The organism is Janthinobacterium sp. BJB446 (genome assembly GCF_002735655.1).
Taxonomy (GTDB): domain Bacteria; phylum Pseudomonadota; class Gammaproteobacteria; order Burkholderiales; family Burkholderiaceae_D; genus Janthinobacterium; species Janthinobacterium lividum.
The window spans coordinates 2,737,567-2,751,387 of the sequence record NZ_PDZK01000001.1 but is presented as its reverse complement, the minus strand read 5'-3'; the positions used below and the strand labels follow the sequence as shown (position 1 = coordinate 2,751,387).

7 protein-coding genes are annotated in these 13,821 nt (G+C 65.6%); all 7 read left to right on the top strand.

All coding sequences use genetic code 11. From position 1 onward, the window contains the following. Positions 1–67: 67 nt before the first annotated feature. The 7 genes from CSQ92_RS12135 to CSQ92_RS12105 all read left to right on the top strand — a co-directional run bounded on the left by CSQ92_RS12135 (position 68) and on the right by CSQ92_RS12105 (position 13,688). Positions 68–1,546: a sodium:solute symporter gene (locus tag CSQ92_RS12135; RefSeq protein ID WP_099394231.1), complete on the top strand. Its 1,479-nt coding sequence runs from the start codon at positions 68–70 to the stop codon at positions 1,544–1,546. A 75-nt stretch (positions 1,547–1,621) separates the two neighbouring features. Beyond that, positions 1,622–3,496, top strand: a complete 1,875-nt coding sequence (gene sppA / locus CSQ92_RS12130) for a signal peptide peptidase SppA (RefSeq protein WP_099394230.1) — start codon at positions 1,622–1,624, stop codon at positions 3,494–3,496. 88 nt (positions 3,497–3,584) lie between these two features. Continuing rightward, on the top strand, positions 3,585–4,124 hold the full coding sequence (locus CSQ92_RS12125) for a GNAT family N-acetyltransferase (RefSeq protein ID WP_092607015.1): 540 nt from the start codon (positions 3,585–3,587) through the stop codon (positions 4,122–4,124). 408 nt (positions 4,125–4,532) lie between these two features. After that, the gene (locus CSQ92_RS12120; RefSeq protein ID WP_099394229.1) at positions 4,533–5,903 is read left to right on the top strand and encodes an efflux RND transporter periplasmic adaptor subunit; all 1,371 of its coding nucleotides are present in this window, start codon (positions 4,533–4,535) and stop codon (positions 5,901–5,903) included. After that, positions 5,900–9,019: an efflux RND transporter permease subunit gene (locus CSQ92_RS12115; RefSeq protein ID WP_099388358.1), complete on the top strand. Its 3,120-nt coding sequence runs from the start codon at positions 5,900–5,902 to the stop codon at positions 9,017–9,019. Before CSQ92_RS12120 ends, CSQ92_RS12115 begins: the two co-directional genes overlap by 4 nt. After that, positions 9,016–12,270 carry an efflux RND transporter permease subunit gene (locus CSQ92_RS12110; protein ID WP_099394228.1) on the top strand — a complete coding sequence of 1,085 codons (3,255 nt, stop codon included), beginning with the start codon at positions 9,016–9,018 and terminating at the stop codon, positions 12,268–12,270. The genes CSQ92_RS12115 and CSQ92_RS12110 overlap by 4 nt, the downstream gene beginning before the upstream one ends. Then, positions 12,267–13,688 (top strand): efflux transporter outer membrane subunit, encoded by a 1,422-nt coding sequence (locus tag CSQ92_RS12105; RefSeq protein WP_180277000.1) that lies wholly within the window; start codon positions 12,267–12,269, stop codon positions 13,686–13,688. The genes CSQ92_RS12110 and CSQ92_RS12105 overlap by 4 nt, the downstream gene beginning before the upstream one ends. Positions 13,689–13,821 lie beyond the last annotated feature (133 nt).

Here is a 13,821-nt window from a genome sequence, read left to right as displayed (position 1 = left end):
CCGGCGTAATCAGGGGCTTTGCTGTATATTTCTGCCCCTGTTCCCCTTTGTCGCCAGCGCATCGCCCATGTCCCCCCTCATCCTGTTTGCCGTCGTCCTCGCGTATTTCCTGATCCTGCTGGGCGTGGCATGGCGCACGTCGCGCCATGCCACCAACGACAGTTTTTTCATCGGCAACAAGGACAGCAACTGGATGCTGGTGGCCTTCGGCATGGTGGGGACGACGCTTACGGGCGTGACCTTCATCAGCGTGCCCGGCGCCGTGGGGAGCAACGGTTTCGGCTATATCCAGCTGATGATCGGCTATGTGCTGGGCTATCTGGCCATCACCTTCATCTTGCTGCCGCTGTACTACCGGCTGCAGCTCACGTCGATTTACCGCTACCTGGAACTGCGCCTGGGGCGGCGTTCCTACCAGAGCGGGGCGGCGTTTTTCATCCTGTCGCGGCTGCTGGGCGCCACGGCGCGGTTGTATCTGGTGGTCAATATCCTGCAAGCGACCATTCTCGATAGCCTTGGCGTGCCATTCTGGCTGACGTCGTGCGTCGTGCTGCTGCTGATCCTGTTGTACACGTATGAAGGGGGCGTCAAGACCATCGTCTGGACCGATACCCTGCAAACGGCGTGCATGCTGGCGGGCCTCGTGATTTGTAGCGTGTTTTTGCTGCGCGAGATGGACCTGTCCCTCATCGACAGCCTCGAGCGCATGCGCGCGCAAGGCCTCACGCGCATCTTCACCACCGACCCGGACAGTCCCGCCTATGTCTGGAAGCATATCCTTGCCGGCATGTTCATCACGGTCGCCATGACGGGCATGGACCAGGAAATGATGCAAAAGAACATTTCCGTGCGGACCTTGCGCGATTCGCAAAAGAACATGCTCAGCCTGACCGTGGTGCTGACCGGCGTGCTGCTGCTGTTCCTGTTCCTCGGCGGCTTGCTGCACCTGTATGCGCCGCTGGCGGGTGTCACCGCGACAGGGGATAAACTGTTTCCCGCCGTGGTGCTCGGGCATTTCCCCGCCGTGGTGCAACTGATCTTCTTCATCGCCCTCATTTCCGCCCTGTTTCCCAGCGTGGATGGGGCGCTCACCGCCTTGACGTCCACCTTCTGCATCGATATCCTCGGCGTGCAACGCAGGCAGGATTTGAGCCCGGCGGCGCAGATGCGCTGGCGCCGCCGCGTGCACTTGGGGTTTGCCGCACTGTTTTTGATCCTGATCATGGCCTTCAAATGGCTCGATGATCCCAGCATGATAGTCGTGATCCTGAAGCTGGCCAGCTATACCTATGGTCCGCTGCTGGGCTTGTTCGCTTTTGGCCTGCTCAGCCGGCGCGGCGTGCGCGACCGCTGGGTGCCTTTGGTGGCCGTGGCCGGGCCGCTGCTGTGCGCGCTGATCGAAGGGGAACAGGCGCTGCTGTTCGAGCATTACCGCATCGGACTGGAATTGCTGATACTGAATGGTTCCCTCGTGCTGGGCGGCCTGTTCCTCATTTCCACGCCGCCAGGGCAGGGCGCCCAAAGCGCGGCACACTTGTCAAAATAAGACGAATCCCAAGACGATCGCAGCCATTTTCAGCTATATTGATTTCCTTTAGGTACATAACCTCACGGAGCATCAATGTCACTCAACCCCTTCCCGCCGCTGCGCCGCGGCTTTGGCGCATTCTGGCGCGCGCTGGACGCCACCCGCCGCGCGGTCATCAACCTGATTTTCCTGCTGATCGTCATCGCCATCCTGATCGCCATCTTTGGCGGCGGCGCCAAGCCCCTGGCGGAAAAGACCACCCTGGTGCTGGACTTGCAAGGCCCGCTGGTCGAGGAAACCCCGGGCGGCGTGCGCGAGGCGGTGCTGGCCAATGTCAGCGGCGAAGTCAAGAAAAACGTGCAGCTGCGCGATGTGCTGGCCGTGCTCGACACGGCATCGAAGGACAAGAACATCGGCTCCATGGTGATCCTGCTCGACGAGTTGCAGGGCGGCGGCCTCGCTTCGCTGCGCGAAGTGGCGGCCGGCGTGGAACGCTTCCGCGCCACGGGCAAGAAAGTCACGGCCTGGGGTTCGAGCTACAACCAGCGCCAGTACCTGGTGGCGGCCAAGGCCGACGAGGTATTCTTGCACCCGATGGGCGGCGTCATGCTGGAAGGCTTTGGCCGCTACCGCAATTACTACCGCGACGCGCTCGACAAAGTGGGCGTGACGGTGAACCTGCTGAAAGTGGGCACGTATAAAAGCGCGGCCGAGCCTTTCATCGCCAACGGCCCGTCCGAAGCGGCGGCCGAAGCGGACCGTTACCTGAACAATGGCCTGTGGACCACCTATACGACGGACGTGGAAAAGGCGCGCAAGCTGCCGGCCGGCGCCATCATGCAATCGATCGATGCGTTGCCAGCGCTGATGACGGCGGCCGGTGGCGACCTGGGCAAGCTGTCGCTGGACGCCAAGCTGGTCGACGGCCTGAAAACGCGCGATGAACTGCGCCAGTTCATGATGGCGCGCGGCGCCAAGAACACGGAAGGCACGAATTTCCGCCAGGTGAACTATGCCGATTACCTGGCGCGCCTGCGCCCCGTGCACATCGGCGACGCCGTCGGCGTGGTCATCGCTTCCGGTGAAATCGGCGATGGCATCGCGGCACCGGGTTCCATCGGCGGCCTGTCCACCTCACGCCTGATCCGCCAGGCACGCGAAGACAAATCGATCAAGGCCGTCGTGCTGCGCGTCGATTCGCCGGGCGGCAGCGCCTTCGGCTCGGAATTGATCCGCCGCGAACTGGAGCTGACGCGTGCCGCCGGTAAACCGGTGGTCGTCTCGATGGGCAACGTGGCCGCTTCGGGCGGCTACTGGATCAGCACCTCGTCCGATGAAGTGATCGCCGACGCGGCCACCATCACGGGTTCCATCGGCGTGTTCGCGATTCTGCCGACGGCCGACAAGGTGGTGGAAAAGCTGGGCATCCACACGGCCGGCTCGCCGACCACCTGGCTGGCCGACGCGGGCAACCCGTTGCGTCCGCTCGACCCCCGCTTTGCGCAAGTGATCCAGGGTTCGATCAACCACGTGTATGGCGACTTCCTGAACCTGGCCGCCAAGGCGCGCAAGACGACGCCGGAAAAGATCGATGAAGTGGCGCAGGGCCGCGTCTGGACGGGCTTGCAGGCCAAGGAGCGCAACCTGGTCGACCGCATCGGCAGCTATGGCGATGCGCTGGCCTCGGCGGCCAAGCGCGCCAACCTGGGCACCGACTACCGCGTGACGTACCTGGAGCAGGAAACGTCGAACGTGGACCGCCTGATCGGCATGTTCGGCTCCAGGGCCATGGCCACACTGGGGCTGGGCGAACACGTGAAGCTGGGCCTGGCCACGACCGGCTTGCCGGCCGACGCGGCGCTGGGCATGGCGCAGGAGCTGAGCTGGCTGTCGGGCATCACGCGCGAGCACAAACCGTTCATGGCCCTCACGCACTGCCTGTGCGAAGTGCCCCTGGGCGGCAAGTAACACCAGCATAGACAAGCTACCCAAGCCGGCTTCGCCCGGCTTGTTTCATATGCAGGACAGCGATGAGGAGCAAGGCATGGCAAGCGACATGAGCGGAGAAATTGACACGGCGATCACCATCCGGCCGTGCGCCAAGGGTGATGAACAGGCGCTGGCGCTGGTGGGGCAGGCCACCTTCCTGGAAGCCTTCGCGGGCATCCTCGATGGCGCCGACGTCATCGCCCATTGCCAGCGCCAGCACGACGCGCAGCTGTACCGCGACTGGCTGGCGCTGCCGGCCATGCGCTTGTGGCTGGCCGAGGCCACGCCCGGTGGCGCGCCCGTCGGTTACCTGGTGCTCAGCCCCGCCGGCTTGCCGGTGGCCGACCCGCGGCCGGACGACCTGGAAATCAAGCGCATCTACCTGCTGCACCGCTTCCAGGGCCAGCGCGTGGGCCAGCGCCTGATGCAGGCGGCGCTGAGCCAAGCGCGCGCCAGCGGGGCAGGGCGCGTGCTGCTGGGCGTGTACGCGGAAAACCACGATGCGCTGGCGTTCTATATGCGCTGCGGCTTTGCGCAGGTGGGCCGGCGTACCTTCCGCGTGGGCCGCACCGACTATCAGGATGTCATCCTCGGCATGACGTTGTAAGCGCAAACGTCCCCGCGCGGCGCCAGGTCAAGCCGGCTGGCGGGAGATTTGTAGCGAGTTTGTATCTGCATGCGAGTCGCCCTCGCCACGCGGTTGCCCGCCTGCGGCGCCCCGCAAGCCTGATTTTTCCACCGTTCCCCCACAGTGGCGGCCTGCCTGCCGGCCCGCCTGATCCTCCCATGCCTGCCTGGCTGTGTGTAATTGTTTCAAGTAGAAATGAAACAGTTACATGACTATGCTAGAGTCGTTTCACGCTAGGGAGCGATGTTTTTTCAGCTGACTTTCAGCTCTTGACTCCCCCGGCTTTGTACCGAAACAACCCCGAAAAACGGTCGTCCGGCCTGAGTGTGTCCCACCTCGGCCGGCGCCACAGACTCGCCGTGCCAGCGGCCACTACAAGGATAAGCGATGGATTCGCAGACAACACCCAACACCCCGCGGCGCAGCCGCCGTTCGAAAATCGTCGGCACGGTCATCGCGCTGGCCGTGATGGCTGCGCTGGGGGGCGGTGCCTGGTACCTGACCCACTCCGGCACCAGCGCCCAGGGCGGCCCCGGCATGGGCGGTCCTGGCGGTGCCGGCGGCCCCGGTGGCCCCGGCGGGCGCCGCGGCGGCCCCTCTACCACCGTGGGCGTAGCCACGGCCGTGAAGTCCGACTTGCCCGTGGTGCTCGATGCGCTGGGCACGGTGACGGCCGCGTCCACCGTGACGGTGCGCCCGCAAGTGTCGGGCATTTTGAAAGAGCTGAAATTCAAGGAAGGCGGCATGGTCAAGGCGGGCCAGGTGGTGGCGCAGATCGACCCGGCCCAGTTCGAGATGGCGCTGATGCAGGCCACGGGCCAGCGCCAGCGCGATGAAGCGCAATTGGAAAACGCGCGCCTGACCCTGAAGCGCTATCAAACCCTGCTGGGCCAGGATTCCATCGCGCGCCAGGACGTCGACACGCAGGCCGCCCTGGTGAAACAGCTGGAAGGCACCGTCATGACGGACCGCGCGGCCGAAGGCACGGCGCGGCTGAACCTGGGCTATACCAAGGTGGTGTCGCCGATCAGCGGGCGCGCCGGCCTGAAGGTGGTCGACATCGGCAACCTGGTGAGCACCAGCGATACGGGCGGCGTGGTGGTGGTGACGCAGCTCTCGCCCATCGACGTGGAATTCTCCGTGCCGCAGGATAAGGTGCAGACCATCCAGGAGCGCCTGAATTCGGGTTCGGCCCTGGCGGCGCTGGCGCTGGACCGCACGCGCACGCATACCCTGGACAAGGGCAGCTTGAGCGCGCTGGACAACCAGGTCGACGTACAGACGGGCACCGTGCGCGCCAAGGCCCGCTACACGAATGACAAGATGGCCCTGTTCCCCAGCCAGTTCGTCAACGTGCGCCTGGAGCTGGGCAATATCACGGGCGCCGTGCTGGTACCCGTGACGGCCCTGCGTCACAGCAATAACGGCGACTTCGTCTACGTGCTGAAAGCGGATAAAACCGTCACCGTGCGCATGGTCACGCGCGGCCAGGCCACCACCGACATGGTGGAAATCCGCGCCGGCCTGGAAGCGGGAGAACAAGTCATCACGGAAGGCGCCGACCGCCTGAAGGAAGGCGCGAAAGTCACCCTGGCGGGCGACAAGCCTGCCATGGGCGGCGCCAGTGGCGCGGGAGCAGCCAACGGCGAACGCCGCCACCGCCGCCAGCACGCTGACGGCACGGCCAGCGCATCGGCCTCGGCATCCGCGCCGGCCAGTGCACCGGCTGCAACCCCCGCGAAGGGCGCAGCGCAATGAGTCCATCGACGCCATTCATCCAGCGCCCCGTCGCCACGGCGCTGCTGATGCTGGCCATCGTGCTGGCGGGGCTGGTCGGCTTCAAGTTCCTGCCGCTGGCCGCCTTGCCGCAGGTGGACTTCCCCACCATCCAGGTGCAGACCCTGTACCCGGGCGCCAGTCCCGAAGTCATGGGGCAGACGGTGACGGCGCCGCTGGAGCGCCAGTTCGGGCAGATGTCGGGTTTGCAGCGCATGAGTTCCACCAGCGCGGCCGGCGTTTCCATCATCACCCTGCAATTCACCCTGGGCCAGACCCTGGACGTGGCCGAGCAGGAAGTGCAGGCGGCCATCAACGCGGGCGGCTCGCTGCTGCCGACGGACTTGCCGGCGCCGCCCGTGTACGCGAAGATCAACCCGGCCGACGCGCCTGTGCTGACCCTGGCCATCACGTCCGACACGATGCCGCTGACGCAGGTACAGAACATCGTCAACACGCGCCTGGCGCTGAAGATCAGCCAGGTCAACGGCGTGGGCCTCGTCTCGCTGTCGGGTGGCCAGCGTCCCGCCGTGCGCATCCAGGGCGACACCAAATTGCTGGCCTCGTACGGCCTGGGCCTCGACAGCCTGCGCACGGCCATCGCGGCGGCCAACGTCAACAGCGCCAAGGGCAGTTTCGACGGCCCCACGCGCTCGTTTACCATCAACGCCAATGACCAGCTGGTCACGGCTGAAGACTACAAGCGCCTGATCATCACGTATAAAAATGGCGCGCCCGTGCGCCTGTCCGACGTGGCGAATGTCGTCGACAGTGCGGAAAACACGCGCCTGGGCGCCTGGTCCGGCAAGCAGCCGGCCATCATCCTGAACGTGCAGCGCCAGCCCGGCGCCAACGTCATCAAGACGGTCGACGCCATCAAGGCCCTGCTGCCGGACTTGCAGGCCAGCCTGCCGGCGGCCATGAAGCTCGACGTGCTGAGCGACCGCACGACGGGCATCCGCGCTTCCGTCGAACACGTGGAAATGGAACTGCTGCTGTCCGTGCTGCTGGTGGTGCTGGTGATCTTCGCCTTCCTGCACAGCATGCGCGCCACGGTGATCGCCAGCCTGTCCGTGCCGATCTCGCTGATCGGCGCCTGCGGCGTCATGTATCTGCTCGGCTACAGCCTGAACAACCTGTCGCTGATGGCGCTGACCATCGCCACGGGCTTTGTCGTCGATGACGCCATCGTCATGATCGAAAACATCGCCCGCTACATCGAAGAGGGCGAGACGCCGATGGCCGCCGCCCTGAAGGGCGCGTCGCAGATCGGCTTTACCATCATTTCGCTGACGGTCTCGCTGATCGCCGTGCTGATTCCCCTGCTGTTCATGGGCGACGTGGTGGGCCGGCTGTTCCGCGAATTTGCCATGACCCTGGCCATCACGATCCTGATTTCCGCCGTGGTCTCGCTCACGCTGGTGCCGATGATGTCGGCGCGCTGGCTGAAAAGCCGCGCCGATGAAAAGGTCAGCGCCACGGGCCAGCGCATCCAGGCCTTCCTCGACCGCGTCATCGTGCAGTACGACCATGCGCTCGTGTGGGTGCTGAAACGCCAGGGCTTGACCCTGCTGGTGGCCCTGGCCACCTTGCTGCTGACCGTCGTCCTGTATATCACCATTCCGAAGGGACTGTTCCCCACGCAGGACACGGGGCAGCTGAAGGCGCGCATCGAAACTTCGCAAGCCGTCTCGTACGAGCGCATGGCTGCCTTGCAGCAGGCTGCCGCCAGCGCGCTGCTGGAAGATCCCGCTGTCGATACCCTGAGTTCCCTGGTGGGCGTGGATGCGGCCAACAACACCATGCTGCATACGGGCAGCATGCTGATCAACCTGAAGCGTCCGCGCAGCGGCAACCAGGATGACATCATGGAGCGCCTGCGCAACCGCGTGGCCAAGGTGGCCGGCGTGACCCTGTATCTGCAGCCGACGCAGGATCTCACCATCGATGCGGAATCGGGGCCGACGCAGTACCGCGTGTCACTCGAAGGGGCTGACACGGCCACCGTCACCGAGTGGGCCGGCAAGCTGGCCGCGCGCATGCGCGAAAAATCGCAGCTGCGCAATGTCGTCACGGATGCGGGCGCCACGGGCGCCGCCGTCACCGTGGGGATTGACCGCGACAGCGCCGCGCGCATGTCCGTCACCACGGCTACCGTCGACGACGCGCTGTACAACGCCTTCGGCCAGCGCATCATCTCGACGATTTTCACGGAAACCAACCAGTACCGCGTGATCCTCGAAGCGCAGCCTGGCATCGTCACCACGCCGTCCGACCTGTCGGATCTGCAGGTGCGCACGGGTTCCGGCAAGTCGACGCCGCTGTCCGCCTTTGCCAGCGTCAGCGAAAAACAGGCGCCGCTGCAGATTACGCACGTGGCGCAATATCCGGCCACGACACTCGGCTTCGATACGACGCAGGGCGTGGCGCTGGGCAGTGCCGTCGACGCCATCCGCCAGGCCGCAAAGGATATCGCCTTGCCGCCATCGGTGACCCTGACCTTCCTCGGCGCGGCCGGCGCGTATGAAAACTCGCTGTCGAACCAGCTGTGGCTGATTCTGGCCGCCGTCGTCTGCGTGTATATCGTGCTGGGCGTGCTGTACGAAAGCTACATCCACCCGCTGACGATCCTGTCGACCTTGCCGTCGGCTGGCGTGGGCGCCTTGCTGGCGCTGATGCTCTCCGGGCAGGACCTGGGCGTGATCGGCATCATCGGCATCATCCTCCTGATCGGCATCGTCAAGAAGAACGCCATCATGATGATCGACTTCGCCATCGAGGCCGAGCGCGACGAGGGCAAGAGCCCGCAGGAAGCCATCCACCAGGCGGCGCTGCTGCGCTTCCGCCCCATCCTGATGACGACCCTGGCGGCGCTGTTCGCGGCCGTGCCGCTGATGCTGGGCTGGGGCGAGGGCGCCGAGTTGCGCCGTCCGCTGGGCCTGGCCATCTTCGGCGGCCTGATCGTCAGCCAGGTGCTGACCCTGTTTACCACGCCCGTCATCTACCTGGGCTTTGACCGCCTGGGCCAGCGCTTCGCTTCAAAGACACGTGGCGTGAGCCTGGACAAGCCGGCCGATAATGCGGGGAGCGCCGCGTGAACCTGTCCGAACCGTTCGTCAAGCGCCCCATCGCCACCGTGCTGCTGACCATCGGCATCGCGCTGGCGGGTATCGGCGCCTTTTTCGTGCTGCCCGTCTCGCCGCTGCCGCAGGTCGATTATCCGACCATTTCCGTCAGCGCCAGCCTGCCCGGCGCCAGTCCCGCGACCATGGCCACGTCGGTGGCCACGCCGCTGGAACGGCGCCTGGGCGTGATCTCCGGCGTGAACGAGATGACGTCGTCGTCGGGCACGGGCTCGGCGCGCATCAACCTGCAGTTTGACTTGAACCGCAAGATCGATTCGGCCGCGCGCGAAGTGCAGGCCGCGATTGCCGCCTCGCGCGTGGACTTGCCAGCAACCTTGCGCAGCAACCCGACCTACCGCAAGGCCAATCCGTCCGACGCGCCCGTGATCATCCTGGCGCTGACGTCGAAAACGCGCACGCCGGGCCAGATCTACGATGCCGTGTCGAACCTGGTGCAGCAGAAGGTGGCGCAAGTCAAAGGCGTGGGCGACGTGGAGCTGGGCGGCGGCTCGCTGCCGGCCGTGCGCGTGGAACTGCTGCCGTACCAGCTCAATCACTATGCCGTGTCGATGGAGGACGTGCGCGCGGCCATCCAGGCCAGCAACGCCAACCGCCCGAAAGGGGCGATTTCCGGCGACGAGCGCAGCCTGCAGATCTATTCGGGCGCGACGACGGCTTCGGGCGGGCGCAGCGCCGCCGATTACCGCAGCCTGGTGGTGGCCTGGCGCGACGGCGCCGCCATCCGCCTCGACGACGTGGCCGAAGTGGTCGACGGCGTGGAGAACAACAATACCCTGGGCCTGTTCAATGGCGATCCGGCCGTCATCGTGCTGATCACGCGCCAGCCGGGCGCCAACGTCATCGCCACGGTGGACGGCGTGCGCGCGCTGCTGCCGCAACTGCAGGCGCAGCTGCCGGGCGACATCAAGCTGCAGGTGGCGTCCGACAGCACCAACTCCATCCGCTCCTCGCTGCACGAGATCGAGTTCACCCTGATCCTCTCCATCGTGCTGGTCGTGCTGGTGGTCAGCGCCTTTTTGCGCAGCGTGCGCGCCACCATCATCCCGGCCGTGGCCACCATCGTCTCCCTGCTGGGCACCTTCGGCGTGATGTACATACTGGGTTTTTCCCTGAACAACCTGTCCCTGATGGCGCTCACGGTGGCCACGGGCTTTGTTGTCGACGATGCCATCGTGGTGCTGGAAAACACGCAGCGCCACATCGAGGCGGGTATGGACCGCTTCAAGGCGGCCCTGCTGGGCGCGCGCGAAGTGGGCTTTACCGTGCTGTCGATCAGCCTGTCGCTGGTGGCCGTCTTCATCCCGCTGCTGTTCATGGGCGGGCAGGTGGGGCGCCTGTTCCGCGAATTTGCCGTGACCCTGTCGGCCGCCGTGATGATTTCGCTGGTCATTTCGCTGACGACCACGCCGATGATGTGCGCCTGGCTGCTGAAAAGCGGCGAGCAGCACAAGCCACCGGGCCTTGTCGCGCGCTGGTTCGAACGCGGTTTCGAGCGCATGCTGAAAGTGTACGAGCATTGCCTGGACTGGGCCCTGTCCAGCGCCGCGCTCGTGATGACGATCCTCGTGTTCGTCGTCGGCTTGAACGTGTACCTGTTCGCGGCCGCGCCCAAGGGCTTCTTCCCGCAGCAGGATACGGGCCAGATCAACGGCGGCATGCGCGCCGACCAGAGCATCTCGTTCCAGGCCATGCAGAGTAAATTGCGCCAGCTGGTCGACATCATCAAGGACGATCCGGCCGTCGCCACCGTCGTCGGGTTTACGGGTGGCGGCAGGGCAGGGGGCGGCTTCATGTTCATCGACCTGAAACCCGCGTCGCAGCGCACGGACAAGGGCCAGGCCGTGATCGCGCGCCTGCGTCCGCAGCTGGCCAAGGTGACGGGCATCTCGCTGTTCCTCAACCCCGTGCAGGATTTGCGCATGGGCGGGCGTTCCAGCAATTCGACCTACCAGTACACCCTGATCAGCGACAACCAGGCGGACTTGAAGAAATGGGCGGCCAAGCTGGCCGACCAGATGAAGATGCAGCCGGCCCTGATCGACGTGGACACGGACCAGGCGGAAAACGGCGTGGAAACCTTTGTCAGCATCGACAAGGACCGCGCCACGCAGCTGGGCGTGCAAGTCAAGGATATCGACAATGCGCTGTACAACAGCTTCGGCCAGCGCCAGGTGGCGACCATCTACGATGAGCTGAACCAGTACCACGTGATCATGGAAGTGGCGCCCCGCTATGCGCAAAGCCCGGAAGCGCTGCGCTCCGTGTACGTGCCGGCGTCGAATGCGGCCGCCGTCGCCGCCACCGGCACGACGGCCACCGGTGCCGCCACGGCCACCACCAGCGTTGCCGCGACGGCATCCAACACGACGGCGGCGCGCGACCCGTCCAGCGGCTCGGCCTTGTCCACGACCCTGGCGCGCATGGTGCCGCTGTCGTCGTTCAGCAGCTTTGCTGAAAGCTCGACGGCGACGTCCATCAACCACCAGGGAGGGGAGCTGGCCACCACCGTGTCGTTCAACCTGGCCGACGGCTATCCGCTCAGCGACGGGCAGGCTGCCGTGGCCCAGGCGGAGTCGGAAATCGGCATGCCGGTGAATGTGCGCGGCAGCTTCCAGGGCTCGGCGAAGAGCGCGCAGGACAGCAACAAGGAGCAGCCGCTGCTGATCCTGGCCGCCATCGTGGTGATCTATATCGTGCTGGGCATCCTGTACGAAAGCCTGATCCACCCGATCACCGTGCTGTCTACCTTGCCGTCGGCAGGGGTGGGCGCCGTGCTGGCATTGCTGATGTTCCGCATGGAGTTTTCCATCATCGCCCTGATCGGCGTGTTCCTGTTGATCGGTATCGTCAAGAAAAATGCTATATTGATCATCGACTTCGCGCTGGAGGCCGAGCGTTCGCGCGGACTGACAGCTGTGGAGGCGGTGCGCGAGGCATGTTTGCTGCGTTTCCGCCCCATTCTGATGACCACCCTGGCGGCGGCGCTTGGCGCCTTGCCGCTGGCGATCGGTTTCGGCGAGGGGTCAGAGCTACGCCAGCCCTTGGGGGTCGCCATCATCGGTGGCCTGATTGCCAGCCAGTTACTCACATTGCTGACCACCCCGGTGGTCTACATCCTGCTCGACAAGCTGCGCACGCGCAGCGCCGACGAGCAGCAATTGAGCCGCATTCCTGGGCCAGATAACCCGAGCACACAATCATGAAGCAAGTAAAACCTATCGTATCGACCGTTCCCGCGCGCCACCTGCTGGCGCTGGCCGCTGCTGTCCTGCTGGCCGGCTGCGCCGTCAGTCCCACGTATGAAACGCCGACGGCCGCCGCGCCGCAAACGTTCAAGGAGGCGGCCGGCTGGCAGCCGGCCGTGCCGGCCGACACGCTGGAACGGGGTCCGTGGTGGACCCTGTTCGGCGATGCGCAGCTGAACCAGCTGGCCGACAGCATTGAAGTATCGAACCAGAACGTGGCGGCCGCCATCGCCTCCTACGAGCAGGCGCGCGCGCTGGTGCGCGAACAGCGCGCCTCGCTGTTCCCCACCGTGAACCTGACGGGCAGCGGCGCCCGTTCCGGCGGCGGGGGCGAGCAGCAGACGAACAACAACTTCAAGGCCGCCATCGGCGCCTCGTGGGAACCGGATATCTGGGGCCGCCTGCGCGCGGGCGTATCGGGGGCGGACGCCAGTGCCGCGGCCAGCGCGGCGGACCTGGCCGCCGCCCGCCTGTCGGCGCAGGGCGAGCTGGCCACCAATTATTTTTCGCTGCGCCAGAGCGATGCGCAGATCGCGCTGCTCAATTCCACGATCGACGGCTACAAGCGCGTGCTCGAGATTACCGGCAACCGCTTCAATTCCGGCATCGCCGCCAAGTCCGACTTGCTGCAGGCGCAGACGCAGCTGGCCAATGCGCAGATCGATTTGTCCAGCCAGACGCGCGCGCGCGCCCAGCTCGAACACGCGATTGCCATCCTGCTGGGCAAGGCACCATCCGACTTCAGCCTGGCCGTGGCGCCGTGGACCCTGACCGTGCCGGACGTGCCGCTGGGCGTGCCATCGACCCTGCTGCAGCGCCGTCCCGACATCGCCGCCGCCGAGCGCAGGGTGGCCGTGGCCAACGAGCAGATCGGCATCGCCCGTTCCGCGTATTACCCGAGCCTGAACCTGACGGGTTCCTACGGTTCCGGCGCCAGCAAGGTGGGCGACCTGTTCAATGCATCGTCGAGCCTGTGGTCGCTGGGCGTGTCGGCCGCGCAAACCCTGTTCAACGCGGGCGCCACGACGGCCAGCGTGGATGCGGCCAAGGCGGGGCATGAGGCGGCTGTGGCGCGCTACCGCCAGACGGTGCTGTCCGCCTTTGGCGCCGTGGAAGACCAGTTGTCGGCCACGCGCGCGCTGGCCGAGCAGCTGGCCTTGCGCCAGCAGGCGTCATCGGCGGCCGACCAGGTCGAGCAGCAGATGCTGAACCGCTACAACGCGGGCCAGGTCGGCTATACGGACGTGGTGACGGCGCAGGTGACGGCCCTGTCGGCGCGCCGTTCGCTGGTGCAGGCGCAGGCGGACCGCCAGACGACGGCCGTGGCCCTGATCCAGTCGCTGGGCGGCGGCTGGCATGTGCCGCAGACGCAGTAGAGGGCGGGAGTAAAGGGCAGGCTGGCGCAGGGCAAATCCCTGCGCCAAATTTGCGTTTTGCGGCGCATCTTGAGTGCTAGAATGCAAGATTATCAATTGCTGGCTATGGCAAGGTTTGCCGAGGCTGGTTTCT

Coding starts and splice junctions, on each gene's coding strand:
- CSQ92_RS12105 (WP_180277000.1), top strand. CDS start 12,267: ATGAAGCAAGTAAAACCTATCGTATCGACCGTTCCCGCGCGCCACCTG.
- CSQ92_RS12135 (WP_099394231.1), top strand. CDS start 68: ATGTCCCCCCTCATCCTGTTTGCCGTCGTCCTCGCGTATTTCCTGATC.
- CSQ92_RS12120 (WP_099394229.1), top strand. CDS start 4,533: ATGGATTCGCAGACAACACCCAACACCCCGCGGCGCAGCCGCCGTTCG.
- CSQ92_RS12125 (WP_092607015.1), top strand. CDS start 3,585: ATGAGCGGAGAAATTGACACGGCGATCACCATCCGGCCGTGCGCCAAG.
- CSQ92_RS12115 (WP_099388358.1), top strand. CDS start 5,900: ATGAGTCCATCGACGCCATTCATCCAGCGCCCCGTCGCCACGGCGCTG.
- sppA (WP_099394230.1), top strand. CDS start 1,622: ATGTCACTCAACCCCTTCCCGCCGCTGCGCCGCGGCTTTGGCGCATTC.